The sequence below is a fragment of the Pedobacter jeongneungensis genome (assembly GCF_039538295.1).
Lineage (GTDB): Bacteria > Bacteroidota > Bacteroidia > Sphingobacteriales > Sphingobacteriaceae > Pedobacter > Pedobacter jeongneungensis.
In genome coordinates, this window is record NZ_BAABBY010000018.1 from 15,914 (window position 1) to 41,318 (window position 25,405).

Consider the following 25,405-nt stretch of genomic DNA (forward strand, 5'->3'; position numbering starts at 1 on the left):
GATGAAAAGATTATTATTGGCCGTTGTCGCCCTCCTCAGTTTTAATTCAGTTTACAGTCAGCAATATGCCCTAAAATTTAAAACTCAGGAAGAGTTTCAAAAATTTATGCAGTGGAGCCCTTCTCGTTACCCGTTGATTAGCTGTCACCGTGGGGGTCCGGTTGCCGGATTTCCTGAAAACGCCATTGAAACTTTTGCCAACAGTGTAAAGCTTCACCCAACCATTATTGAATGTGATGCCGCTTTAACAAAAGATTCGGCACTGGTAATGATGCATGATGACCGTTTGGAGCGGACAACAAACGGTACCGGCCCTATCGGCGAAAAAACATTAGCGGAATTAAAAGACATTCGTTTAAAAGACAATGAAGGCACTGTTACGGCTTTCCATATTCCAACGCTTGATGAGGTTTTAAAATGGGGAAAAGATAAGGTAATTTATACCCTGGATGTAAAAAGAGGCGTTCCCTACAAAAAAATGATTGAGGCGGTTAGACGGAATAAAGCCGAAGCTTACAGCATCATCATTACCTATAGTGCCACACAAGCTGCAGAAGTATATCGCCTTGCCCCTGACCTGATGATTTCTGCTTCGATCAGAAGTATTGCAGATTTGGAAAGACTTAACCAGATGGGAATCCCGAACAACCGCATAGTAGCCTTTGTGGGTACTTCTGCTCCAGATAAAATGGTTTACGATTACCTCCACAGTAAAGGGATCTGGTGTATTTTAGGCACCATGGGCAACCTTGATAAAAGTGCTAAGGCTCAGGGTGATGGTGTATATTCTAAACTGGTTGAAAACGGTGCAGATATTTTATCGAGCGACAGGAGTGTAGAGAGCGCAAACGAACTTTTAAAGTATGCAAAAGAGAAAGGATTGACAACAAAATACCTTGCTCCGTTAAAAAAATAAAAATTTCTAAAACAAAGTAGAAGTTAGCTGGTTTATATTGCACACCTACTTATTTAAAACATTGATCTGCTGCTTTGGTTAGTTGACAGATCAAACAAAGGTTATCATCCACGATGGTAACCTTTCCTATTTTATAAACAGCTATAAGAATAATATCCGGCTTATAAAAACACGAATAAATACGATTTTTATAGGCTAATGGATTAAAAAACGATAAAAGCCCTAAATTCGCCCAAAACTATCCTTAATGAAAACTTCTTTTTTTAACCGCCCAGTAGCAGGATTTGTCCTTTCGATAATTTTTACTGTTGCCACATCTGCCCTATCCTATTTTTCAGTAGAAAAATTTTACAATAGCGAACGATGGGTTGACCACACCAATACGGTACGCGGTAAACTCGAATTGATTATTTCGTCAATGAAAGATGCTGAAACCGGTCAGCGTGGTTACCTGCTTACAGGCAACGAAAAATTTCTGGAGCCTTATAACGGTGCAGAAAAGGTAACCCGCGCAGCATTCGATACCGTTAAATACCTCACCAGCGATAATGGTGCACAGCAAAACGAGTTTAAAGGTTTAAAGGAAATGATAGACTCTAAATATGACCTTTTAGAGAATACCATCAGCCAGAAACGCTTAGGGGGAACCATCAGCCAGGATATCCTTTTAATGGGAAAATCGTATATGGACAGGGCCAGAATTATTGTTACAAGAATGGAAAGCCGTGAAGAAATATTACTATCAACCCGGTTATCAACCCTAAACCTGTATGGCACTATTTCACTGGTTTCGATCATCATTGCTTTTTTGGTTTCACTAACCAGCACCATTTATTTTTACAGGCGCACCATGAGTGATTTTGAAGACAGGATCCGTTTGGAAGAACAGGTAAAATACGAAACATCTGCAATGGAGAAAAAAATTGCCAGGCTGAAAGATGTTTCGGAGAGGATTGGAAACGGAGAATATGGCATCCAGGTTAATCCTGAAGATATAAAATAACAGCATCACCTGTAGCATTATCTGGTTTAATATCGTTTTACCCATAAATAAAAACGCTTAAAACCATGAAAAAACTAACTGTACTCTTTTTAGCCATCAGTTTCCTTTCCTGTAAAAAAGAAGAAGTTTATGGCCCGCTAAAACTTAAAAACGGGCAGGAAGTAGAACTTCTCGTTGATCACCGATATGGTGCTGATCAGGACCTGTTGCTAAAATTACCGGAAAAAGAACTTGCAGGATCAGCACTTGCAGGTTTTGATCAAAGAGAAGCCGGCTATACCTATCGCGTTAAAGCGAAGTTTCATCATGATGATAATCCGCCGCAGGATGCTTCCTCCGACTCCTTTATCTTTACCAAAATTGTAAGTAAAGAACAGTATAAAGGAACTGAGTCTTTCGATATTCAGCTCATCACCTCATATGTTCCCGGAGGCCCGGTGATCAAGCTGAGCAAAACCGGAAATGATTACTATTTTGTTCCTGATAAGCTTCAGTTAACCTATGCAAACAGCACAGTTCAGGCACAGCTTGAAGAAATTTATCAAAATGCACTGGAAGTACGTAATAACTGGAAAACCAGCCAGCTCCCAAAATGGAAAGCCATAAAAGCTACGGTAACGCACGACCCACAGAAATTTGGCAAAGCCTACCTGGTACAGCAGATACAGTTCACCCCATAAACACAGCTGCATTAAGCAATAAAAATGCCCAGCAAATAAATTTTGATTAAACCCTGTCCACCGGTTAAGGTCAATATGGTATGATCAGAAAAATTAATCGCAGGGTATTTAAATTCTTTTTCCTGCTCTTTATATTCATTTATCTACAGGTTTCAGCGGTTGTTGCACAAACCTCATCCGAAATAAAACGGATGCAATGGACGGTTGGCGATACGAAACGTGAGGCTTTGGTGTATATTCCAGCCACTGCAAAAACCAAAATTAGTCCGCTTATTTTTGTTTTTCATGGTCATGGCGGAACGATGGAAAATGCTTACCGCAGCCACCAGTTCGATAAACTCTGGCCCGAAGCCATTGTTGTATATCCTCAGGGATTAAACACGCCGGGTCAGCTTACCGATCCACAGGGTAAATTGTCCGGATGGCAAAAAGAAAACGGCGATATGAATAACCGTGATCTGAATTTCTTTGATCAGATGCTGAAAACATTTAAGGAAGATTACAAAATAGACGATAAACGGATTTATGCTACCGGACATTCTAACGGTGGTGGATTTACTTACCTGCTCTGGGCTACCCGGGCTGATGTATTTGCAGCTTTTGCACCATCATCGGCTGTTGCCCGAAAAGTTGCTGGCCAGCTTAAACCAAAACCGGCTATGCACATTATGGGAGAAAAAGATCCGTTGGTGAAACCAGCCTGGCAAAAATTAATGTGTAATTTAATATTGAAATTAAACAGCTGCGATGCAGAGGGAAAACCCTATGGAGCATATGCTACCTACTATCCGTCAGAAAGCGGAAACCCGGTTATTTTATACGTTCATCCCGGCGGGCATGTGTACCCAACAGCAGCCGATGAGGTGGTGGTTAAGTTTTTTAAAGGGATTGAAAAGCAGTAATCACGGTCGCTAATGTTTAGGTTCTGCGGCTATTTTAATAAGGCCAGTTAACGTGAAGGGGCTTATCCATCCATGGATATTTGATAACAGAGAATGAGAATAGCGACCTTTGGATTAAAAGATCGTAGGGCCGTTTTTCTACCGTTAACTCCCAGCTATCCCCTCTGTCAGTAAGCAAGCCATCTCTTATCAGCCAGTTGCTTCTAAAACCATCTACAGAAGTGTTGCCAATAGCCTGCCAGGCTCCAATTGCAGCTTTTATTAATCCCTCCAGAAATAGTTTATTTTCTTGTGAGATACTCATACTTTCCGTTACCGGCTGGGTAAGTTGCATTCCACATAACAATTTATTAAGTGGTAAAAGTGACTCTTCGGTCTGCTCCTGCCCCGTTACTATAAATTGCAGGTAATGCACAGCTGCCAGCTGGCTTTCTATACTGTTAAATTTTTGATTATCTGTTAAACCCAGGCGACTGAAAAGTAGAGGGATGTAAGCATTAATGATAACCAGGCCGGCATTTTTTACGCCTATTTCCTGTTTTAAAATATCTTTATTGTGTGGCATTATAGTAAAATGATGTGGCAGGTAAGATTTTTTGTTGTATCAACTGTTTCTTTTTAAGGTATAAATAATTTAACCGCCTATCAATACGTTAAATGCACCAAGTATAATTTTACCTCCGTGTGCAGTTGGGTCGCCCATTCTGGCTGCTGGTTTTCCACCGATCATAACGGTTGCAGAACCTTTTATAATACTATCGGGCGGGCCAACACAAACCAGCATATCGCCCACTGTGGCGGCAGGTAAATTACCTATAAGTACTGTAGGCTCACCGGGCCCAATAACCGGACCACCAACATGGGGTATAGGTGGGATTCCGGGTGTTTGCATCGGACATTCGTGAAAATCTGTTATTCTGGCTGCTGGTGGCATATTCGTTTGGTTTAAAATTAATTAATCATAATCATGGCACTTTTCAGGCTCAATTGCATCCCGCTTTTAATTTCTGCGGTCGCTGCTCCTTCTGCCAAAAACTGGCTGTCGGCTACTTGTTTAATATTTAGGCCCTTTAAGGCAATATCTCCTGCCGGAGCTTTTACGGTTACACCCTGGTTACCCATAATATTTACCTTTTGCCCGGCCTCAATATTAACATCGGTAGCACTTTTGATGGTAATCCCACCAGCAGACATTACAATGCTGTTATTGTGTTCATCCTGAATGGTAATCTTTTTATCCTGATCGCTAAATATCATGGTGTTTTTATCAGGCGTAGCAATGGTTAACATTTTATTTTCATCATCGAATTCGATCTTGATATTCGATTTAGAAACAATTGCCTTGATGGCATTTTTCTCATTCGGGTTAAGGTTCTGATGTGGTTTTATTTTAGAACTGCTGTACATGCTCCCCAATATCACCGGACTGCGTGGATCTTCATTTAGAAAGCCTAAAACCACTTCATCTCCTGCTTCCGGAAGAAAAAATGCCCCGGCACCACTGGTTGAATAAAAGTTGGCAAGCCTTGCCCACACGCCCTGACCGCTTTGACCGAAGAGCGGTAAATCAACCAGAATACGGTATTGAGAATCCGGATCGCCGTATGTTTTTTTAACGATACCATTAAATAAGCCGCGTACGCCGGGCAACATCCCTGTGGCAGAAGGAGCCGCCAGATCTGAATTTCCTGTAGACCATTGAGGCGAAAGTCCTAACGAAACTTCGGTTATCCAGTTTCCATCAGAAATATCATGAACAACACCAGAAATAAGGTAATCGCCGTTGAACCTGTCGCCTAAGCCATTAAAAGCAACAAATTTATCTGGTTCAGCCAAAGCATTCCCCTGAAACTTAGCCTCACCCTGTATTTTAGCAAATTCACTTTTTACCATCTGCGCCCGGGCCCAGTTATTAAGTGCTGCAGTATCTATTGCTGCTGTTGTTTGCAAATCGTATTCTGCCAGGCCAACTACTTCTGCCAGTTTTTTGGAAGACATATTACCTGGTCCCACATAACTATTTGTCGCACATACACTTACTACTGCCTGCTGCTGATAATCCCACGAGTTCGACTTTACATTCCCATACTGATTTATGGCATTTATACCGGCATTAAATTCTAATAAATTAACTCCATAACTGATGCTAAGAACCGGGCTGGCATTGGCAACTGGCGAGTTTACAGCTACGTTACCATTAATGGTGGTCACTATTAGTCCGTTTGTTTCTGCAAGTGAAAGTATAAAATCCCAATCACTCACATAAAACTGAACCTGCTCAGGCCAAATGGCATTGGTATCGCTGATATCGGCAGTGAGCGAAGAATAATTACTGATAAGAGAAGCAATCACTTCACTGTCTTTTTTTCCGGAAAAGATTAAATTCTTCTTCCCTACCGTCATTTTTATGGCTTCATCCTTACATTCTACTTCGAGCACTGAGCCTACCATGTCATTAATACGGATCGATTGACCCGTAATGATGCCTTTAAAAATCAAGGCATTGGTGCCATCGTAACCGGCCTCAATACTCACCAGGTTACCGGGTACAAAAAGTGATGAGGAGCTGGCTTCGAATGCTCCGGAACTTGCTTCGCCATCAATGATAATAATTTTAGCACTGGTAATTTGGTTTACTTTCTTTTCTACGCGTATAGATTTTATATGTATGTTTTCAGGCATGGTAATACCTGCAATCTTAATTGTATAAGTGGCATTACCGCCACTTGTAATATTTGTTGATGATGTCATTTTTTTGCTAAAAATTAAAAATTACCGACCATTTACCACCTTCAATTGCTCATGCGCCAGCTCAAGGGTATCAATGGAGACTTCACTTGCGTCTGATTTCAGATCGGTGCTGCTCATTTTGGCTGGCCAGGCCTTATCCAATTGCCATTGCATCGTGGTATTGCCGTTTTCATCCAGCAGCTTAACTAGTACTGTCATTGTTTTAATCGTATTCATTCTTACTTCCTCATGCCATTTCCAAAAGGCATGATCATTCAAAAAAACACCCCGTTTCATAATTACATTGCCGAATTTTACCAAGCCGGGCATTTTTTTTACAGAAAATGCAGCATTATTGCCTTGTCTATAATCAATAACCTCAGTTTCAACTTCCAAACCGGATACCTCCTGAAATGATACGCCTGTTAATATCGTTCCGAAATCCACTTCAAATCTGAATTTGGGCATTGGCCATGTGTTATCCTGAGCACTTCCTTTAGCTGCCATAATATTTATTTCTAAATTTTAATTAATACGCTATTAACTGGTAACTGCCATTTCCTGCTGGAAAGTAATTACGATAAACTCGGCCGGGTGTACTACGGCAACTTGCACCGTAACATTCATAAATCCGTTCAAAATATCGTTAGCAGTCATGGTTGTGCCCAAACCGCATTCTACCGAAAAGGCATCTGCAGCGGTTGCGCCCATTAAACCACCTTCTTTCCAAACGTTGGTTAGAAAACTGCTGATCATCGCTTTAACCGCTTCCCAGGTATTTTTGTTATTAGGTTGAAAAGTGTAAGCCTGTGCAGCCAGTTTACACGATTGCTCAATCATGATCATGGTTCTTCTTACCGAAATGTACCTCCAGTCCTGGCTGTTGCCATCCAGAGTTCTGGCACCCCAAACTAAAATACCGATCCCATTAAAATAACGGATGGCATTGATGGATTTACCCGAAACAGCATCAACATTAAGGTTACCTTGCTGACTATCTGAAAGGTTGATGGGTAATGATACCGCGCCAACAATAGCAGTATTTGCCGGAGCCTGCCATACACCCGCCTGGTTATCGATAGTGGTCATTACACCTGCCATGCCTGCGCTTGCCGGCAGAATATTGGCCTGTGCAAGTACATTTTTAACAATGTCGGTATATACCTTACTCGCATTCATTAACGCATTATGGTATTGGGTTACTGTTAATGGTATTCCCTGAGGGTTTTCGATGTTATGAATTATAGTTGCGGCTGCCGGGTTAGGGTTTGATGGTGGATTTAACAGTGGTTCGAGCTGTTTAACATCGCCGCCAAAAAGGTTGGTATAGTTGATATCGGGACTTTCCATAATGGTGGTACCCACAAAAGGATAATAAGCAGTGCCATAGCTTAAACCATTCGCGCCCGTACGTGCCCTGAAAGTTTCTATATCCGCAGAATAGGTTACAGGATCAGGATTCCGGCCGCCAATGATGTCGAAAACAGCTATTGCGGTTTGCATGTTTTCGCTTTGCTGCAACATACTTTCCATCAGTGTACCATTGTCTTCTACTGATAACAAAGTGGCCTCCGGACAAATGTACATGGTAGGCTCTTGCTCATTAAGTAAAAGCTGAAGACCGGCTGTTAAAGCTTCAAGGGATACATTTGGGTTAATAAGCTGTTGATTAATATCCATTGGCTTGCCGGATGGTGGTCCGTAGGTGCCTACTGATACGATATATGCCTCACTGCCACCATTTTGATAAAACAGTTTAATGCTGTTATACATATAATAAACGGTATTGGGATCGGGCAAAATAGAATAGTATGCACCATCAATGACCATATAATCCTGACCATGAGGTTCGCTTTTTTGCTGTACCAGATAATATTCTGGGCTATACTGCTCTGCAGCACTTGCCGGCTGCGCCGGATCAGGGTAACCATAAATAGCCTGAAAATCGGCAAAAGAAGTAATTTTACACGGTATATTAGTGTAAGATTTGCCGCTGTATTGGGCCTGGGGCGTATAGCCTATAAATGCCGGAACCGCAGTAGCCACCGAGACTATGGTATTGGAAAAGGCATTTTGCTCATTAATGTAAACACCGGGAGATTTAATGTTAGATGCAATCATATCTTATTTTTAATAATTATTAAATAGCAGGCACAGCCGCCATAAATTGGGTCAATGTGTTTTTGATTAGCCTGCTTTTGTTTCTTCGAAATTGATTCGGGATATCACAGGTAAATTGGAGCGTTTCATTAATCATATTGAATGTGAGATTAAATAAAATGGTTTGTATTGGATATTTGTATTGAAGGGGATGATAGCATAAAATTAAACATCTTGCATCAAATAACCGAAACATATATCTACTTTTCTAAACTGAACATCGACCGAAAATAATGCACAAATAAATCGCAGACGTTAGAAATACGCGCATCTTCATTCTAAGCCTGTACGCAGGTACCTGCTAAAATGTGATGTTCTATGCAAATCCAAATTATAATTTAATTAATTTTGGTGTAACAACCTACATCACTATCCCTGCACTATGAAAATTAAATTTATTTTTTGCCTCCTTCTTTTTCCGCTCTTTTTACTTGCACAAAATGTACAGGAACCCAATGATACGCCAAAAGAATGGTCGGCTCCTTATGCCCCGTTCCGCATTGCAGGCAATGTATATTATGTTGGCACTTATGACCTGGCCTGTTACCTCATTACCACTTCGAAAGGAAATATCTTAATCAATACCGGACTAAGTTCATCAGCAGCGCAGATTAAAAAAAACGTAGGTCTTTTGGGTTTTAACTTTAAGGATATCAAAATTTTGCTCACCACACAGGCACATTACGATCACCTGGGTGCCATGGCAGAAATTAAAAAGCTTACCGGTGCGAAAATGATGGTTGACGAAAAAGATGCAGCAGTGATGAAAGATGGCGGCAGGTCTGACTATGCGCTGGGCAACGGAAAAACCACCTACGCCCCCATTACGCCAGATCGTTTGTTAAAAGACGGAGATCGGATCCAATTGGGAAATACCAGTATTGTGATGCTCCACCACCCCGGGCACACAAAAGGTTCGTGCAGTTTTATGCTTCACACCAAAGATGAAAAACGGGCATATTCGGTACTGATTGCCAATATGCCAAGTATCGTTACCGAAAAAAAGTTTTCGGATATACCGGCCTATCCTCAAATTAAAAAAGATTATGCCTATACTTTAAATTCGCTTAAAAATTTATCGTTTGATATCTGGCTATCTTCACATGCGAGTCAGTTTGGCCTGCATGAGAAACACAAGCCTGGCGACCAATATAATCCAGCTGCTTTTTTTGACCGTAAGGGATATGATCAGGTATTGAATAGCCTTCAGCTTGAATTTGATAAAAAGACTGGTAAGAAGTAATTCACTATGGCAAACTAACAATATGAGGAGAAACAACGGATTTGCTCCATCCAAACTATAGTTGTATTGCATTTTTCCAAAATACGGTCAAAAAGCATTCGTTAATTTTATTCGAAAGAAAATCTATATGAAAAAAGTAATTTTAAACCTGGCGGTTACACTCGACGGTTTTATAGAGGGACCAAACGGGGAAATTGATTGGTGTATTATGGACGATGACATGAATTTTGATGCTTTTATCGAAAGCATAGATACCATGTTTTACGGAAGAGTAAGTTATGATGCCTGGGGAAATTTTCAGCCTGAAGAAAATACAGCACCAGCCGAAAAATCGATATGGCAGGCCATACACTCCAAAAATAAATTTGTTTTTTCGGGCAAGGAAAGGCCAAACGAAAAAGCCACGTGGATTACTACCGATCTGGCAGACCGGGTAGCAGAAATTAAAAAACAGGGCGGTAAAGATATCTGGCTCTATGGAGGCGCAAAACTGATTAAAACATTTATCGATCTGGGACTTATTGATGTTTACAAAATATCGGTACACCCCACCGTGCTGGGCAAGGGAAAACCTTTGTTCGAAGATTTAAAGGAGCGAATTGGCCTGAAATTAACTGGCACCAGGGTTTTCAGATCAGGCGTGGTAGAGCTTACTTACGAAGCAGAAAAAAATAACGTTCAATAAAAAACCTGGCTTAAGGCCAGCAACAGTAACGGTGTTTTTTCAGGCGTTTTATTGATCTGATTATTTTATAGGTGGCATGATAATTTATAGATTTATCAGCAAATCATCCGGAATATTTTATAAATCGAACCAAAAAATCATTGTCAGTTCATCACTAACGCCTGAATAAAACCAAAATAATCAGTATTATACTCAACAGGATGATAAAAAACACCATTTTTCCGGGAAATCCATCTCCACTATCTGCTTCCTCTTTATCATCCTGTGGTTTTAAAGTTTTTTTCTGGTTTTTCATTAATATCAAACGTTGATAAAAGCTGTTTGACTAAGCCCGAACGAAAAAGATTAAAAAAGACGAAATTAATTTTGATTAAAATCACTTAGAATCAGTTTACAGGTGTATTTGCGCTTCTTTATGGGTATAAAACCTCCTGATTAAAACAGGCAACGCAATCAGCAAAAGCGGCAATGCCACAATAAATCCGCCGATAACTGCAATGGCCAGTGGTTGATGCAGTTGCGCACCTGCCCCTATACCGAGGGCCAAAGGCATTAAGGCTATTATTGCGCCAAGTGCTGTCATTAGTTTTGGTCTTAACCGGGTTGAAATGGCAAAAGTAATCGCATCGTCTATGTTTTTTTCCTGCAGCGATTCTTTAAACTGTAAAAAGGTAAATACGGCATTCTCTCCAATAATCCCCACAATCATAATCAATCCGGTATAACTGCCCACATTTAAAGGTGTACCAGTAAGCAGCAGAGCCAGGTAACTTCCTGAAATGCCCAGCACCGAGATTAACAGAATCAGGAAAGCCACCTTAAAATCCCTGAAAAGGAAAAGAATTACACTGAACACCAGTAAACTTGAGGCGATTAAAATGGTAAGGAGTTCGGAAAACGACTGTTGTTGTTCTTTATAAGCCCCGCCATATTCGATATGGTAACCAGATGGCAGACTAACCTTACTGTTCACCTCCGCCCGGATATCTTTCATTACACTTCCAAGATCCCGGTTGTCTAACCTTGCGGTAATGGCGCCAATGGTCTGAAGGTTTTCGCGTTCTACTTCGGCATTACCCACCTGGAGATCTACTTTGGCCAGGCTCTGAATTGGAATTGCCCTTCCGTCAGGGAGAAATATTTTAAGGGCAGTAATATCTGATACCCCAAAATTCCGGCTTCCGGGATAAACCATTCTGATGGGCGAAAGCTGTTGTTTATCATACAAATTGCCGATTACGTTGCCCTGCATGGCCGTTTGAACCTGCGACTGAAAAGAAAGCGGCGTAATTCCATACTGTGCGAGCATGGTAAAGTTGGGCTGAATATTTACTGTTGGGCCAGAAAGGATAATCCCATCAAATACATCGGCTGTTCCACCTACCTTCGAAACCAGAGCGGCAACCTGTTTAGATAATATCTGCAGTTTTTGCTGGTCGTTTCCAAAAATTTTGACTTCAATGGGTTGTGTGGAGCTCATCAGATCGCCCAGCATATCGCCAATCACCTGACCAAAATCGACAACCAATGCAGGCTGGGTATGTTCTATATGATTCCTGATTTCAGAAATGACCTCTTCTGTACTTTTTTTATGGTTAGGTTTCAGCTGGATCAGGTAATCTCCGGTATTCGGCTCGGTAATAAAAAATCCCATCTGGGTACCTGTTCGTCTCGAATAGGCTTGCACATCCGGAATTTTTACAATTTCCTTTTCTACCTCTTTTAGCATCCTGTCGGTTTCTTCAAGTGAGGTTCCCGGGGGTGATGCATAATCCAGTACAATACTGCCTTCATCCATTTCGGGCAAAAAACCGGTTTGGAGCCTTGGGAATATCAAAACGATTGACGCGATGAGCACCAGGATAAAGGCATAAGAAATATAGGGCCGTTTAATGAAAAAACGCACCCAGTTCTGCGATTTTACCTCGTGTACAACTACCTCATTTCCAGATGCATTGCCATGCGCGTTTTTAGTGAGTAGCAGGTACACTACCGGCAAACCAATCCAGGTTACAAAGAACGAGCATACCAGCGTAATAATCATGGTATTGGTCATCACCTGAAAATAGGATCCTGCTACGCCCGTCATCAGTACAAAGGGGACAAAAATTACTATGGTACTGATGGATGAACCCAGCATAGCGGGAAAAAGGTAACTGATGGCCTTGCTGATTAAAGGTGCTGTAGGCTTGTCAGGATGCTCTTCGTGCGTCCGGTGGATTTGTTCTACCACCACAATCGCATCATCGATAATCAATCCGATGGCAGCCGCAATGGCGCCAAGTGTCATGATGTTTAACGAGTATCCGATAAAATAAAGCACAATTACTGTTAAACAGAGCGTAACCGGAATCGTAATCAATATGGTTGCACTGGCTTTTAGCGACCGTAAAAAAATAACGGCAACAATAATGGCCAGCGCAAGCCCGATCAATAAACTATCGCGCACGCTTTTAACCGATTCGTTAACAAAATCGGCCTGTACATAATAGGGTTTAATGCGCACGCCTGCCGGAAGAAGATGCGCTAGCTCCTTAACCTTTGCAGCCATTTCTGCAGAAAGATCAACCAGATTTGCGTTTGGCTGCTTAATTACAGCGATTAATATTCCATCTTTCCCGTTGGCATTGATGCGCGTATATTCTACACTCTGCTGAATATTTACCTTAGCCACATCGGCTATCCGCACCGTTCTGTTACCTTTTCTGGCGAGTACCAGCTCTTCCAGATCACTTTTTGTTTTTACCGTTGCATCGGTTACCGAGAGGTAAAGAAAATTGTTATCCGATAAGTACCCGTTCGATTTTATAAAATTGGTTTGCGAAAGCGCAGCGGAGATCTGATCGGACGAAATGCCGAGCGACTGCATTTTCTGTACATCGAGTTCCAGCCAGTATTCTTTAGTTTTACCCCCAATTACACGAATTTCTGAAACGCCATCAACCTGCGATAAAAAGGGTTTTACGGTATAGGTAGCTATTTTTTTGAGTTCGGCAGGAGAATAATGATGGCTTTCCAGACTATATCCGCTAACGGGTAGTATAGAAGGATTCATTTTTTCTACCGAAATATTTACACCGGCAGGAAGCGAAGCCGAAATCTTTGCAATTTGTGATTCTATCCGCTGCTGGCTCAGGTCGATATCTGCTCCCGGGTTCATATAGGCAGAAAGCTCACAGCTGCCGCGGCTGGTAGTACTTCTCACAAGCTGTAAATCGGGCACCTGCTTTACTGCATTTTCCAAAGGGCGGGTAACGGTAACCACCATCTTATCAACCGGTTGGAGTTCTGCATCGGCAATGATCTTGATTTTAGGAAAGGTAATCTCCGGAAAAAGACCTGTTTTAAGCTGCATAAAGGAGTAAACCCCACCTATTAAAATAATCATAAGGACCGCCAGAATCGGGTTTTTATGTGATATAAAGAATCTGTTCATGGCTATTTCTGTATTTTAACCCTGGCGGTATCGCCAATGCCATAATTCCCGGTTCTGATGATGCGATCGGTTGTTGAAAATTTAGGTTCCAGTACTTCTATCAGCGAATTGCTTTCAATTCCTTTTTTCACGTTCACTTTTATAGCAGTTGAATCGTTGATCATTTTCATCACCCAAAATTCATCTTCAGTTTCGTTTGATAACACGGCTGATTTAGGTAGTACCTGTGCCTCTGCATGGCTCAGTTTGGTTAACCTCACCTTAGCGATAAGTCCGGACGGAATATCTTTGCCTGTGGGTATTTTGATGATGTAACGTTGCGTTTGGGCAAGCGAATCTACCGATGGCATGGTTCCTGAAACCGATCCCGGCAATCTGGTGCCATCGGGCAACAACACCTCTAAGGCTTTGTTCCGGGCGATAATCTGGTTGAGTTCGTAAGGCAAATCGAGCAGAAAAACCAGACTGTTTCGGTTACTGATGGTTGCAAGTGCTTCTCCATCCTGCACATAATCTCCGTTCTGGTGATTCACTTCTACAATGGTACCGGCCTGCCCCGAGTGGATATTGGAAACACCCGAAAATTTAAAACCCGGATCGAGTTTATTTACGGTATTGCCTATGGCGCGGGCCTCTTTGGTAATCAGCGTAAAAAGTAAAGTTCCGCTTGCTACCTGCTGCCCGGTTTTTGCATTTACCCGTTCTATATAGCCATTGATGCTGGCCTTTACAAAACTTTTTTCGAGGTAGGCAGATACTGCAGACAGTTCTACATATTCGGCTAAAGAACTGTCTTTAGGATAGGTAATCTGTACAGGGGTAACTGGTGAAGGTGTTTCTTCCACTGCTGTTGAGTCTGCATTGCTACATGCCAACAAGCAGGAAATTATGGCCATGGCGCCCAGGGTTAATTTTAAATATTTTTGCATGGTTATCTGTTCCAGTAGTTAAATTGGTTAATCAGTTTCAGCCGGTTAATATTGGTCTGCCTCAACAGGTTTTGCGCAGAAAGGTAATTATTGATGGCAATAATAAAATCAGAAACCCTTAAGTCGCCTGTATGGAGCAATTTGCTGTCTACATCAATAAGTCCCTTGCTAAAACGGATCTGCTCATTGATCTTACCAAAAAGGGCATCGGTCTGCTTAATCTGCTGGCGGATCAGGTTAATCTGCTGACTTTGCTGACGGGTGAAAAAATCCCTGTAACCTGCAACCGTATTTGATGAGAGGGCCAGTTTATCGTACTGCATTTTTCGCTGATGGCCATCATATATCGGAACCGAAAAGGTGAAACCAACACTGGCGCCGAAATTTTTATAAGGCTGCAGTACCAGTGATGAATTATAACCGCCATTGGCATAAACACCCAGTTTTGGTTTATAATTCAGGTCTATCGCGTTTTTGAGGTTGGTATTTTTTAAACTATCCAGTTCGAAACGTCTGGTAAAGAAACTTTTTTCACCGGTAAATACCGCATTCTGCAATTCAGGTTCAGCAAGTTTGGCCTGAGCAGTATCGGCTACACCGGCCAGATAATTAAGTGTTGCATAATCGTTTTTAAACTGAAGTTCTGCCTGTTTCAGGCTGAGCTGCTGTTGTTGCAGCGTAACCAGAAAGGTGAGGTATTCTGATTGTTTATAAATATTGCTGCGTGTGAGGGTTTTTAACAGTTTTTCTTCCCGGTCCAGAAGGCTAACCACTTCACGGTTAAAATCTACCTGTTGCTGACTGGCAAAGGCGGTGATGTATTGGTCAATAACCGATCTGTTCAGGTCGAATAGCGAAAGCTGTGAGGCATACTTTACCGAATCGCTCTGGATCTTAATTCCTTCCAACTGGTTATTGATCCGTTTTTTGTTCAGCAAATCATAATTTACATTCAGCATGGCCTCCAGTGCCTGGCCGTTGGTAAGCACCTCGTCGTAACCATAGCCGCGTATAACCGGCGCGTATAAACCTGTACCCGACCCAGTTACCTGCGGTTTTGCGGTTGCACGAACAATCAGGCTGTCAATTCCGGCTGTTCTGCGCTGGTTTTCAAAATCTTTAAGCACCGGACTTGATGATTTAGCCTGCCCCAGATAATAATCAAGGTTTTTTACAGGGGCCTGTGCCCGGGCCATGATACCCGAAATAATCAGTAAAGTAGTAAGGAGCGGTTTATAGATCATGTTCTTTTAATATTGCCTTAATCTTTTGCAGTTAGGGCTTCAATTGTTATACAGGCTAAGTTAACACTGAATTATGAAGTAATTCTGTAGATACCAATCAGGTGGTAGATTTGCTCACTGCCCTTTTGTAATTTAAGGAAATTAAAACTTTCCCGAAAGCATCAGCCCGGTGCTACACTGCTGATGAAACGGCATTAAAGTGAAATTACCTTCTTTTTTTGTGGTAAACAGGCTTTTCATATAAGGATAAATCAGGTAGGCAATTTTAGTCGATGCAATACCGAAACCTGCTCCGGCTACCACATCGCTAAACCAGTGTTTGTTGTTATACATCCTGAGCGTTCCTGTTGCGGTGGCTACAAAATAACCGGCATAACCGATCCATGGATTTACATCTTTATATTCCTGGTGGAGAAATTCTGCCGCCATAAAAGCCGAAGCCGTATGTCCTGACGGAAAAGAATTAGTACCTGAATTATCGGGTCTCAACCGGCCTACCCCCTGCTTTACGAAATGGGTAGATACGCCCATTATCGCAGCAGAAGTTACATAAAGCATAGAAGCATCAAAAAGATTGTGTTTCCCTTTTACACCCGAGAGATTCAATGCATAAACGGCTGCAGCGGGAGCTAACTGGAGATAATCATCAACATGGGCTGCAAATAGCGGGTGATCTTCCTGCAACTCATCCTTGGTGCTTACATCGAGCTGCTTTAATGCACCATGATCGTAAACGGCAGCAAAACCATAGCCCATTAATACAACAGGTGCAATAAATGCAACCGGACGAAATTTCATTTTGGGCATCGGGTTTCCGGCATACCATCTTCCTGTTGTATCGGGCTGGCTTGCTGTACTATCGGTTAACTGTGCAGAACAATTATTTAGCACTGCAATACAAAGCAGGATAGAAAGAAATATTCTCTGCATAATCTAATGTTTAACCGCGTTCCCCTCAGTGTCGAACAAAAAATCCTTTCCTTTCACTTCGGCCTCGTAACACACAGTTCCATCTGCCCTGGTAATCTTTGCTGCTTCGGCAATTTTCTTTCCTTTTAATCTGGCCAGTACCGCAGCCGGAAGTTCATTGGTGCGGATGGCTGTTTCGGTTTCGAGCAGTGATCCCGCAGCGGTGTAAACCTCCGAAGTTTCTTTCCCGTTTAATGTAAAACCCGCCTCGTAATTAGATTTTTCCATTTCCCACTTCACACTTGTTTTAGCATGGGCTTTTTCGAAAGCCGCTTTAACCTGTGCAGGTACTTTGGCGCTGCTGATTTTTTGAGCCTGAGATGAGATTACTCCTCCGCCCATCATCAATAATATTCCTAACAACCTTTTCATCATTTTAATTTTTAATCAAAACTATGTGGCAATTTTGTAGGAATTCTGTAGTTATCTGCCTTAGCCTAAATAAATTGTAAAAAAATGCAGGTGATCGTCTTGTTTGTATGCTATACCAAAACCGTGCAGGTTACAGATCTGCTTGCTGATGGCCAGCCCCAGGCCCATCCCTTCTGATTCTGTAGACTTGGAAAAGCGATCAAACATCCGGTTTTGGATATTTAGTTTTTTTCCGGTATTGCATACCACCAGCTTTTGAGCAGTTAATTCTAGTAATATTTTTCCGCCGTTTATATTGTGCCTTACGGCGTTGCTAATGAGGTTGTTTAAAAGAATATCCGCGAGGTAGCGGCTCATGGTTAATTTTCGCTCCAATAGCTTTACTTCCACAATTAATCCATCGCGTTCAAACAGTTCCTGAAACTGGCGGATCTTTGCCTCAATCATTTCTTTTAAATCCACTTCCTGCACATCCGAAATGAGGTTGTTTTCGATTTTTGCCAGCAATAAAAGCGATTGGTGCAAGCGTGAAAGCCTGCCGGTGGCCTGATAAATATCTTCAAGCAAAGCACCCTGCTGCTCGGTAAAAGATTCGGTCTGCAAAAGTGAATCGAGCTTGGAATTAATGATGGCCAGTGGCGTCATCATTTCATGCGAAGCATTATCAGTAAAGCTTTTCAGTTCTTTATAATCCTGTTTCACCTTTTCGGCCATTGCATTTACCGATTTATTGAGTTCGTTAAACTCATCTATCCGGGTAGGCTCTTCTTTGATGTTATCCATTCGGGTTACTTCAAAAGCCTTCATCCGGTTAAGCACAGCATAAAAAGGTTTCCAGAGCCTGTTTAGTACAAAACGGTTGATTAATAACAATGAAACAAGCAGTAACACGGTTATACCTAAAGTAATCATTAAGATAATCCTGACCAGGTCTTCTGATTCTACACGGGATTTTGTTATGGTTACAATCACCGTTTTTCCGTTAAGGTTAACTGTGGTAACCAGACTTCTGCCGGGTTCCTGCTCCTTCTCCTTTGGATTTAAATAAGTAGTATAGCTAAATTCGCGTATATCGGTAGTATCGCCTTCCGGATTGCTGTAAGAAACCTGCTGATCGAGATAAGTAGCCGGCAAGGGTAGTTTTTTGTAGGTATGGGTATATTGCCTGATCTCATTTTCCTCAACCGCAAGGTCTTTATCAAGTTTATTGGTCAGAATGAGGTGGATCACCAGGTAATAAATAATCCCCGTAATAATCAGCACAATAATGGAGGTGATGATATTTACCCTGTTGTAGCGGCTGGAGAGTTTCATTGGCTGCTAAATTTATAGCCGATACCATAAACCGAACGCAGATAGTCTTTTGCACCCGCCTCGCTCAACTTTTTCTTTAAGTTTTTAACGTGGGTGTAAATAAAATCAAAATCATCCGAGAGGTCCATTTCATCGCCCCAAAGGTGCTCGGCCATGGCATTTTTGGTAACCACTTTATTTTTATTGGACAGGAAATACACTAATAAATCGAATTCTTTTTTAGTTAATACAACGGGCTGATCGTTTACCGTAATTTTCATCGCAGTAACATCAACCTTTACCTCATTAAAGGCAATTACATTATTTCCATCAAAATTCTTTCTCCTTACAATTGCGCTTACCCTTGCTTTAAGTTCAGAAAGGTGGAAAGGTTTTACCAGGTAATCGTCGGCCCCCAGATCAAGTCCGGCCAAACGGTCATCCAGCGAATGCCTTGCCGAAATAATCAGTACGCCGTCTTTTTTATTGGCACTTTTTAGCTGGGTCAATAGTTCAAGTCCTTCTCCATCCGGTAATCCAAGGTCGAGCAGAATGCAATCGTAATGATATAGCGCTATTTTTTCAGATGCCGATGCAAAATCTTTTGCCAGTTCACAGATATTTCCCTCGCCGGTAAAATAGGCAAGAATACTGTCAGAAAGTGCCTGTTCATCTTCAATGACCAAAATTTTCATGGTGTAAATTATTAAATTATGCGGGCTTTTTAAAGTAAAGTTTACAAGCAATGGATGTTCAGATTCTTATTTTTTAAAAATATGGATCAGCCGATACGGGCTATTAGCTTTTCAATATTCAGCATTTTCTTTTCCTGCAATGTTTTTCTTCCATATGCAGTAAAGTACTCATGTCGCCTGAGCATTTCCAGGTTTAATGTATCCCAGGCCACGTCAGTATAAATCAAGCCAAGGTTTTCCTCCCATTCGGCTTTTAACCTGTCGGCATAGTTCTGATAGTCGTTTAAAGAAAAGTGATAAAAATCTGCATCACAAATCACCATTTCCAGTTCGTTTTTGGGATATTGCGGAAAGCGTGTTGCCATGATGCATCCGCTTACCAGCTCTGTCCGTTCCTGACTGAAACCATTTGCCAAAAGAAACTCTGCCGCAATGGCCGCACTGGCTTCCTCATGCCCGATGTATTTTTCGGTATAGCCTAAATCGTGTAAAAATGCTGCAAGAACCACCACCAAATGGTCTGCTTTCGAAAGCCCGTCCTCGCCACCTATCACTTGTACGCCCTCCACTACCAATAAGGTATGTTCGAGATTATGGAAATACATTTTTTGCGAAAGCCTGTTTTTCAAGCGGTCTTCTACAAATAACTTTACCTTGTTTAATAATATATCGGCTTCTTTATCCATCAGATTAAATTAATCCAACGCAATAATAGAACTCAATTCTGGAGAAAATCTGTAGTCAGCATAATTATACTTTACGCTTACAAATGTGCTTTACTTCTTGCCGGAAATAACCTGTGCAGATTTTCAGCAGTTCAGATTGTCTTCAGAATTGCTTTATAATTTGCCTTCCGGAAAACTTTAAAATGATGAAAAACTACATAAGGATATTGAGGCTTTTTTGCCTTGCGCTATTTCTTTGCCCGGATGATGCAGAGGGACAGGAAAAACTGATTACCCTTTCCGGTCAGGTTAGGGATGCGAAAAACGGGAATACACTTCCTTTTGGAAATGTTCAGTTAAAAAAAGGAAATGATGCAAAATTTATTTTCGGTACGCTAAGCAACGAGCAGGGCCGCTTTACCCTCAAAGACGTACCTACGGGAGAATATACGCTTGAAGTAAGCATGATGGGCTACCAACGCCTTAGCAAAACCATTAACGTTGGCCTGTTAAGCCAGTTTTTAGACCTTGGAAATTTTGATCTTACGGAAGATCCTCAAACCCTGCAAACCGTTGAAATAAAGGGAACCGCTACATCCGAAGGTGTATCGGCGAAAATGGATAAAAAAACTTACGACATTTCAAAAAACACAAGTCAGCTGGGCGGATCGGTGCTTCAGGTCATGCAGAATCTTCCGGGTGTTACCATTCAGGATGGCAGAGTGCAGTTAAGGGGAAATGATAAGGTTGCGGTACTTATTGATGGAAAACAGAATGCAATTACGGGCTTTGGCAGCCAGACGGGACTTGATAATATCCCGTCATCGGCAATAGAGCGGATAGAAATTATCGCTAACCCTTCCTCCAGATTTGATGCCAATGGTAACGCGGGAATTATCAATATTATCTACAAGAAAGACAGTCAGGAAGGATTAAATGGCAAAGTTGGTCTGAGCAGTGGCCTTGGCGCACTTTGGGTAAGAAAAGAAAACCTGCCGGGTATATCGCCTCAATACCAGGCTACGCCAAAACTTAATCCCTCGCTTTCGTTAAACTATAAGAAAAACAAAACCAATACCTTTTTACAGGCCGATTACTTATACACGCAGACATTAAATAAAAATGAATTTTCTGAACGCATTTTTGATAATGGAACAATATTGAACCAGCAGGTAAAAAGAAACAGAACCACCACCTTTGCCACTGTTAAAACCGGTGTAGATTACAATCCTGATGAACACAACAGCCTTACGTTATCAGCTTTTTTTAACCGGGAAAAGATTATCGATTTTGGAGATATCCCCTATTACAACAGCGACTTTAGTGTACGCAACAGGTTGTGGCAGTTTGTAGAAGATGAGGTAAAATATACCACCACCGGATCGGCAACGTACCTGCATAAATTTGCCCAGCCCGGCCATACCTTAACCACAGGATTTAACTATACCTGGCACAGGGAAGACGAAAAATATAATTTCACCAACATTTTACCCGCTTTTACCGGTGAAGATGCTTTTAAACTTCTGTCTGATGAACATGTGTCTGATTTAAACGTTGATTATGTTAAGCCATTGAAACATGGCAGGCTGGAAGCCGGCCTGAAATACCGTTACCGGAACATTCCAACCAATATGCAGTTTTTTGCGGGCCTTAATTCGCCGATTGATGTGAATGCAGGGGGCTGGGCCGATTATAGCGAACACATTCCGGCTGTTTATGGAAACTATATTTATGAAACGCCCAAAATAGAACTCGAAGCCGGCCTGAGAATGGAGTATGCCAATATTTATTATGATGTAAATCCGGAACACAATACCTATACAAGCGACGGCTATGATTACTTTCGTCCTTTTCCAAACTTTCGCTTCGCCTATAAAATCAATCCGGAAAATAGAATTACTTTTTTTTACAATCAACGTGTTGATCGTCCAAACGAGGTGGATATCCGCATTTTCCCAAAATACGACGAGCCCGAACTACTCAAGGTGGGTAACCCTACGTTACGCCCGCAGTTTACTACCTCCTTAGAACTTGGTTATAAGCACAACTGGCACAAGGGTTATCTTCACGGATCGGCTTTCCACAAAATTATATCGGGCACCATTACCAGAATTGCCACACAAGTGCCGGGAAATACGATTCTCTATAATATCTTTCAGAATGCCGGGAAAAGCTATAATTCAGGAGGGGAACTGCTTTGGCAACAACAGCTTAAACCATGGTTTTCATTCAACCTGAGCGGAACGGTATATCAGCATACTATTGATGCCTTTAGCATAGAAAACAGATACCCTGTACCCACGCTGTATAGCATGAATAAAGAATCGTTAATATCCGGAAATGCAAAACTCAACGCTCAGTTTAAGTTAAAAGGCAATACTGATATTCAGCTATCTATGGCCTGGCTTGCACCTGATATTATCCCTCAGGGGAAAATTGGTTCTAGGTTCTCTGCTGATTTTGGGATTAAAAAGCAGCTTGGGAAAGGAGAAGTGTTTTTAAACGGTAACGATATTTTTAATACGCTGAAAATAAAAAAAGAAATCACGGGAAATGGATTTAAGCTAAACAGTACCGACTATTACGAAACCCAGGTATTTAGAATAGGTTACAATTATAAATTTTAAAACCAATACTAAAAGAATAGCTTAAGATTTATCCGAAGATATTCTCTTACCTATCCCGATTCAAAAAAAACCGGAATATAGATTCAATTAACAGGCTTAACCGCTGTTAAAAAGTATAACAGGTAATTATTCCATTACAATGAGCAAAGTATTATTAAAAATAACGGCTCTTCAGTTTTGCAACAGAATCTGCTATGATATTTGCGGTATAATTATTAATTCAGATTCATGCGATACTTTTTAACCCTGCTTATCCTTATTATATTATCCAATACTTCATTTGCTCAAACCGGCTCCCGAAAAGGTAAAATTTCAGGAACGGTTATCGACGCCACTACGAAAGAACCGATTGATTTTGCCACCATCACGATTTTCAAACCCGGTACAAAAACGGTGGTTAACGGGATCAGTTCTGATGCGAAAGGAAATTTTACAGTTACTGGTCTTGCTAACGGCATTTATAAAGTGGCCATCGATTTTATCGGTTACAAAGAAAAAGTATTCGAAACAGTAACCATTAATGCAGCATCACCTGCTATTCACCTGGGTACCATCCTGTTGGTGTCGACTGTAGATCAGTTGCAAGCTGTAACGGTTACCGCCAAAACACCCATCATTGAAAACAAAATTGATAAAACCGTTTACAATACAGCAAACGATCTTACAGCCCAAAACGGCGTAGCACTGGATGTATTAAAAAAAGTGCCGATGGTGAGTGTAGATATTGATGGAAATGTAGAACTCCAGGGAAGCGGAAGTGTGAGATTCCTGATCAACGGCAAACCATCAAGTATTTTTGGAGCCAGTCTGGGCGATGCGTTACAGTCTATTCCGGCCAGCCAGATTAAAAGTGTTGAGGTAATTACCAGTCCTGGGGCCAAATACGATGCCAATGGCACAGGTGGAATTATCAATATTGTATTAAAAGACAATAAATTGCAGGGCATTAACGGTAGCGTGAATCTTTCTGCCGGAACAAGGCTCGAAAACGGTTCGGTAAACCTGAATGTAAAGAAAGGAAATTTTGGCGTTGGTGTATTTTTTAGCGGAAACAAGCAATTAAACACGGTTACAAAAAGTTCGTTAGACCGTATTTCTTATAACAATACCAGGGATACCATTAACAGTTTGCTTCAGGATGGAAGCAACCCTACAAAAAGAGGAAGTTACCAAACGGGCATTAACCTAAACTGGAGCATTACACCGAAAGATGAAATTACGGCCACTGTAGGCTACAATCATTTTAACAATAACAGTAGTGGCAGCACCAGCCAGCAGCAGCAATACCTGCTTGCCTCATCAGGCATTTTGTTATCCGATATCCGCAGCACCAGAAATTCGGTCAGTAATTTCAGTGCTAATTCTACTGATATCAGTGTGGGTTACAAAAAGAGTTTCAAAAAAGAAGGACACGAGCTTGACTTCCTTTACAATTCGAGTTTTGGGAACAACACGGTTAATGCAGCACAAAACTCGGTTTATTTAAACGACAATTATCCGCCAACCGGGTTGCAGAGTTTTAATCCCGGCAAAGAAAATGAAACCGAACTTTCTCTTAATTACACTTTGCCGGTAAGCAAAAAATTAACGATTGAAAGTGGTGCAAAAATGATCATCGACGATCTGAACAATAATGTGATTACCGATACTTTAACCACAAACGGATCGTATGTTAACAATGCCAGCCAAACCTATGGCTTTAATTATAAAAGGAATGTATATTCAGCCTATCTTTCTGCTTCTTTTTCGCTTTTTGAAGATTTTATTACCGGAAAAGCCGGAATCAGGTATGAGCGTACAGGGAAAGTGGCAAATTTTTCGGGTGCAGAAATAGCCGGCTATAATACTTTTGCCCCTTCATTCACCCTTCAGCACAAACTCGGCGACTCGCAATCGATAAAACTTTCGTACACATACCGGATCGAAAGACCCGATTACGGTGATCTTAACCCTTTTTATAACATCAGCGACCCACATAACATCAGTACCGGAAATCCACTCTTAAAGCCAGAAATCGGTAATAATTTTGAACTTGGCTACAGCAAAAACTTTAAAAATGGCGCAAACATCTATTTTGCAGGTTATTTTAGAAGAAATACCGACGATATGCAGCAGTTTACCACTTATTATGATGTGCTGAATATTAACGGGACAGATTATTCTGCGGTTTCGCTTACACAAAGATTTAACCTTGGTACGCAAACCAGTATCGGGGCAAGTTTATTTGCTTCCGTTCCGATAACCGAAAAGTTTAACCTGCGCACCAATATACAGGCTGGCAACAGAAACAATGTTTCTCCAGGGCTGGCAAGCGTAAGTGCATTTGCTTACCGCGCAAACCTCAATGCCAGTTATCAGTTTGGCAACAATTTACTGGCAGAAGTTTTTGGAAATTACAATTCATCACAAAAAAACCTGAGAAGCACCAGGCCACCGGTATTTAACTATAGTTTAGCGGTTAGAAAACAGTTTTTGAACAAAAACGCAAGTATCGGGATTACTGCTGCCAATCCTTTTAACAGGTACCTCACACAAAGGCAGACCAGCTTTGGCCCAAATTTTAATCAAACTAACCTCAGAATGGTCCCGGTGCAATCTTTTGGGCTTACTTTATCCTATAAGTTTGGCAAACTACAGTTTAAAAAAGATGCAAATGAGGATAATACACCGCAATTACCTGATTTAGGAGGAGGAAAATAATTACTGTTTTTAATGTTAAGCCCGCAACTACAGAATTTCTACAGATTTGATTGAGATATTACCCTTTTAACATAGGTTGCAAGAAAACTGTAGATACAGATCATCATTTTTTGTCTGTGCAACAATGTTTTAAAAGTATCGGAACAAGGAAAATTT

22 protein-coding genes are annotated in these 25,405 nt (G+C 41.3%); 8 read left to right on the forward strand and 14 right to left on the reverse strand.

The window, feature by feature from the left end:
• Position 1 precedes the first annotated feature (1 nt).
• The 4 genes from ABD769_RS23895 (at position 2) to ABD769_RS23910 (ending at position 3,501) form a co-directional block, all read left to right on the forward strand.
• Positions 2-916: a glycerophosphodiester phosphodiesterase family protein gene (locus tag ABD769_RS23895; protein ID WP_344853889.1), complete on the forward strand. Its 915-nt coding sequence runs from the start codon at positions 2-4 to the stop codon at positions 914-916.
• 247 nt (positions 917-1,163) lie between these two features.
• Positions 1,164-1,919 (forward strand): CHASE3 domain-containing protein, encoded by a 756-nt coding sequence (locus ABD769_RS23900; protein ID WP_344853890.1) that lies wholly within the window; start codon positions 1,164-1,166, stop codon positions 1,917-1,919.
• A 65-nt stretch (positions 1,920-1,984) separates the two neighbouring features.
• Positions 1,985-2,599 carry a hypothetical protein gene (locus ABD769_RS23905; protein ID WP_344853891.1) on the forward strand — a complete coding sequence of 205 codons (615 nt, stop codon included), beginning with the start codon at positions 1,985-1,987 and terminating at the stop codon, positions 2,597-2,599.
• Between the two features lie 80 nt (positions 2,600-2,679).
• Entirely contained in the window at positions 2,680-3,501 is an 822-nt protein-coding gene (locus ABD769_RS23910; protein WP_344853892.1) for a CE1 family esterase, read from the forward strand.
• Between the two features lie 34 nt (positions 3,502-3,535).
• On the opposite strand, the gene ABD769_RS23915 is transcribed toward ABD769_RS23910, so the two are convergent.
• The 5 genes from ABD769_RS23915 to ABD769_RS23935 form a co-directional block, all read right to left on the reverse strand.
• On the reverse strand, positions 3,536-4,066 hold the full coding sequence (locus tag ABD769_RS23915; RefSeq protein WP_344853893.1) for a contractile injection system tape measure protein: 531 nt from the start codon (positions 4,064-4,066) through the stop codon (positions 3,536-3,538).
• Between the two features lie 69 nt (positions 4,067-4,135).
• Entirely contained in the window at positions 4,136-4,435 is a 300-nt protein-coding gene (locus ABD769_RS23920; protein ID WP_344853894.1) for a PAAR domain-containing protein, read from the reverse strand.
• A gap of 17 nt (positions 4,436-4,452) precedes the next feature.
• Positions 4,453-6,252: a type VI secretion system tip protein VgrG gene (vgrG, locus tag ABD769_RS23925; protein WP_344853895.1), complete on the reverse strand. Its 1,800-nt coding sequence runs from the start codon at positions 6,250-6,252 to the stop codon at positions 4,453-4,455.
• 21 nt (positions 6,253-6,273) lie between these two features.
• Positions 6,274-6,738 (reverse strand): phage tail protein, encoded by a 465-nt coding sequence (locus tag ABD769_RS23930; protein WP_344853896.1) that lies wholly within the window; start codon positions 6,736-6,738, stop codon positions 6,274-6,276.
• Between the two features lie 33 nt (positions 6,739-6,771).
• The gene (locus ABD769_RS23935; protein WP_344853897.1) at positions 6,772-8,352 is read right to left on the reverse strand and encodes a phage tail sheath family protein; all 1,581 of its coding nucleotides are present in this window, start codon (positions 8,350-8,352) and stop codon (positions 6,772-6,774) included.
• A gap of 421 nt (positions 8,353-8,773) precedes the next feature.
• Between ABD769_RS23935 and blaB3PEDO the strand changes: the two genes are divergently transcribed.
• The gene (gene blaB3PEDO / locus ABD769_RS23940; RefSeq protein WP_344853898.1) at positions 8,774-9,634 is read left to right on the forward strand and encodes a PEDO-1 family subclass B3 metallo-beta-lactamase; all 861 of its coding nucleotides are present in this window, start codon (positions 8,774-8,776) and stop codon (positions 9,632-9,634) included.
• Between the two features lie 127 nt (positions 9,635-9,761).
• On the forward strand, positions 9,762-10,319 hold the full coding sequence (locus ABD769_RS23945) for a dihydrofolate reductase family protein (RefSeq protein ID WP_344853899.1): 558 nt from the start codon (positions 9,762-9,764) through the stop codon (positions 10,317-10,319).
• A 154-nt stretch (positions 10,320-10,473) separates the two neighbouring features.
• Here the strand turns inward: ABD769_RS23945 and ABD769_RS23950 are convergent, their stop codons facing one another.
• The 9 genes from ABD769_RS23950 to ABD769_RS23990 form a co-directional block, all read right to left on the reverse strand.
• Positions 10,474-10,614 (reverse strand): hypothetical protein, encoded by a 141-nt coding sequence (locus ABD769_RS23950; protein ID WP_344853900.1) that lies wholly within the window; start codon positions 10,612-10,614, stop codon positions 10,474-10,476.
• A 96-nt stretch (positions 10,615-10,710) separates the two neighbouring features.
• The gene (locus ABD769_RS23955) at positions 10,711-13,755 is read right to left on the reverse strand and encodes an efflux RND transporter permease subunit (protein ID WP_344853901.1); all 3,045 of its coding nucleotides are present in this window, start codon (positions 13,753-13,755) and stop codon (positions 10,711-10,713) included.
• 2 nt (positions 13,756-13,757) lie between these two features.
• Positions 13,758-14,684, reverse strand: a complete 927-nt coding sequence (locus ABD769_RS23960) for an efflux RND transporter periplasmic adaptor subunit (protein WP_344853902.1) — start codon at positions 14,682-14,684, stop codon at positions 13,758-13,760.
• Positions 14,685-14,686: 2 nt separating this feature from the next.
• Positions 14,687-15,928: a TolC family protein gene (locus ABD769_RS23965; protein ID WP_344853903.1), complete on the reverse strand. Its 1,242-nt coding sequence runs from the start codon at positions 15,926-15,928 to the stop codon at positions 14,687-14,689.
• 141 nt (positions 15,929-16,069) lie between these two features.
• Positions 16,070-16,858: a phosphatase PAP2 family protein gene (locus ABD769_RS23970; protein ID WP_344853904.1), complete on the reverse strand. Its 789-nt coding sequence runs from the start codon at positions 16,856-16,858 to the stop codon at positions 16,070-16,072.
• Positions 16,859-16,861: 3 nt separating this feature from the next.
• The gene (locus tag ABD769_RS23975; protein WP_344853905.1) at positions 16,862-17,272 is read right to left on the reverse strand and encodes a hypothetical protein; all 411 of its coding nucleotides are present in this window, start codon (positions 17,270-17,272) and stop codon (positions 16,862-16,864) included.
• Positions 17,273-17,329: 57 nt separating this feature from the next.
• Entirely contained in the window at positions 17,330-18,583 is a 1,254-nt protein-coding gene (locus ABD769_RS23980; protein WP_344853906.1) for a sensor histidine kinase, read from the reverse strand.
• Positions 18,580-19,257 (reverse strand): response regulator transcription factor, encoded by a 678-nt coding sequence (locus ABD769_RS23985; protein ID WP_344853907.1) that lies wholly within the window; start codon positions 19,255-19,257, stop codon positions 18,580-18,582. Before ABD769_RS23985 ends, ABD769_RS23980 begins: the two co-directional genes overlap by 4 nt.
• An 86-nt stretch (positions 19,258-19,343) precedes the next feature.
• Positions 19,344-19,943, reverse strand: coding sequence for an HD domain-containing protein (locus tag ABD769_RS23990; RefSeq protein WP_344853908.1), 600 nt, complete (start codon positions 19,941-19,943; stop codon positions 19,344-19,346).
• 182 nt (positions 19,944-20,125) lie between these two features.
• Between ABD769_RS23990 and ABD769_RS23995 the strand changes: the two genes are divergently transcribed.
• Complete coding sequence (locus ABD769_RS23995; protein WP_344853909.1) at positions 20,126-22,549, forward strand: TonB-dependent receptor; 2,424 nt, start codon at positions 20,126-20,128, stop codon at positions 22,547-22,549.
• Between the two features lie 228 nt (positions 22,550-22,777).
• Positions 22,778-25,249 carry a TonB-dependent receptor gene (locus ABD769_RS24000; protein WP_344853910.1) on the forward strand — a complete coding sequence of 824 codons (2,472 nt, stop codon included), beginning with the start codon at positions 22,778-22,780 and terminating at the stop codon, positions 25,247-25,249.
• The last annotated feature ends 156 nt before the right edge of the window (positions 25,250-25,405 follow it).

What these genes read in the sequence shown, in the direction of transcription:
- ABD769_RS23900 (WP_344853890.1), top strand. Translation starts at nt 1,164, where the DNA reads ATGAAAACTTCTTTTTTTAACCGCCCAGTAGCAGGATTTGTCCTTTCG.
- ABD769_RS23975 (WP_344853905.1), bottom strand. Translation starts at nt 17,272, where the DNA reads ATGATGAAAAGGTTGTTAGGAATATTATTGATGATGGGCGGAGGAGTA.
- ABD769_RS23930 (WP_344853896.1), bottom strand. Translation starts at nt 6,738, where the DNA reads ATGGCAGCTAAAGGAAGTGCTCAGGATAACACATGGCCAATGCCCAAA.
- ABD769_RS23920 (WP_344853894.1), bottom strand. Translation starts at nt 4,435, where the DNA reads ATGCCACCAGCAGCCAGAATAACAGATTTTCACGAATGTCCGATGCAA.
- ABD769_RS23950 (WP_344853900.1), bottom strand. Translation starts at nt 10,614, where the DNA reads ATGAAAAACCAGAAAAAAACTTTAAAACCACAGGATGATAAAGAGGAA.
- ABD769_RS23915 (WP_344853893.1), bottom strand. Translation starts at nt 4,066, where the DNA reads ATGCCACACAATAAAGATATTTTAAAACAGGAAATAGGCGTAAAAAAT.
- ABD769_RS23935 (WP_344853897.1), bottom strand. Translation starts at nt 8,352, where the DNA reads ATGATTGCATCTAACATTAAATCTCCCGGTGTTTACATTAATGAGCAA.
- ABD769_RS23960 (WP_344853902.1), bottom strand. Translation starts at nt 14,684, where the DNA reads ATGCAAAAATATTTAAAATTAACCCTGGGCGCCATGGCCATAATTTCC.
- ABD769_RS23910 (WP_344853892.1), top strand. Translation starts at nt 2,680, where the DNA reads ATGATCAGAAAAATTAATCGCAGGGTATTTAAATTCTTTTTCCTGCTC.
- ABD769_RS23955 (WP_344853901.1), bottom strand. Translation starts at nt 13,755, where the DNA reads ATGAACAGATTCTTTATATCACATAAAAACCCGATTCTGGCGGTCCTT.
- ABD769_RS24000 (WP_344853910.1), top strand. Translation starts at nt 22,778, where the DNA reads ATGCGATACTTTTTAACCCTGCTTATCCTTATTATATTATCCAATACT.
- ABD769_RS23970 (WP_344853904.1), bottom strand. Translation starts at nt 16,858, where the DNA reads ATGCAGAGAATATTTCTTTCTATCCTGCTTTGTATTGCAGTGCTAAAT.
- ABD769_RS23990 (WP_344853908.1), bottom strand. Translation starts at nt 19,943, where the DNA reads ATGGATAAAGAAGCCGATATATTATTAAACAAGGTAAAGTTATTTGTA.
- blaB3PEDO (WP_344853898.1), top strand. Translation starts at nt 8,774, where the DNA reads ATGAAAATTAAATTTATTTTTTGCCTCCTTCTTTTTCCGCTCTTTTTA.
- ABD769_RS23945 (WP_344853899.1), top strand. Translation starts at nt 9,762, where the DNA reads ATGAAAAAAGTAATTTTAAACCTGGCGGTTACACTCGACGGTTTTATA.
- vgrG (WP_344853895.1), bottom strand. Translation starts at nt 6,252, where the DNA reads ATGACATCATCAACAAATATTACAAGTGGCGGTAATGCCACTTATACA.
- ABD769_RS23985 (WP_344853907.1), bottom strand. Translation starts at nt 19,257, where the DNA reads ATGAAAATTTTGGTCATTGAAGATGAACAGGCACTTTCTGACAGTATT.
- ABD769_RS23895 (WP_344853889.1), top strand. Translation starts at nt 2, where the DNA reads ATGAAAAGATTATTATTGGCCGTTGTCGCCCTCCTCAGTTTTAATTCA.
- ABD769_RS23905 (WP_344853891.1), top strand. Translation starts at nt 1,985, where the DNA reads ATGAAAAAACTAACTGTACTCTTTTTAGCCATCAGTTTCCTTTCCTGT.
- ABD769_RS23965 (WP_344853903.1), bottom strand. Translation starts at nt 15,928, where the DNA reads ATGATCTATAAACCGCTCCTTACTACTTTACTGATTATTTCGGGTATC.
- ABD769_RS23980 (WP_344853906.1), bottom strand. Translation starts at nt 18,583, where the DNA reads ATGAAACTCTCCAGCCGCTACAACAGGGTAAATATCATCACCTCCATT.
- ABD769_RS23995 (WP_344853909.1), top strand. Translation starts at nt 20,126, where the DNA reads ATGATGAAAAACTACATAAGGATATTGAGGCTTTTTTGCCTTGCGCTA.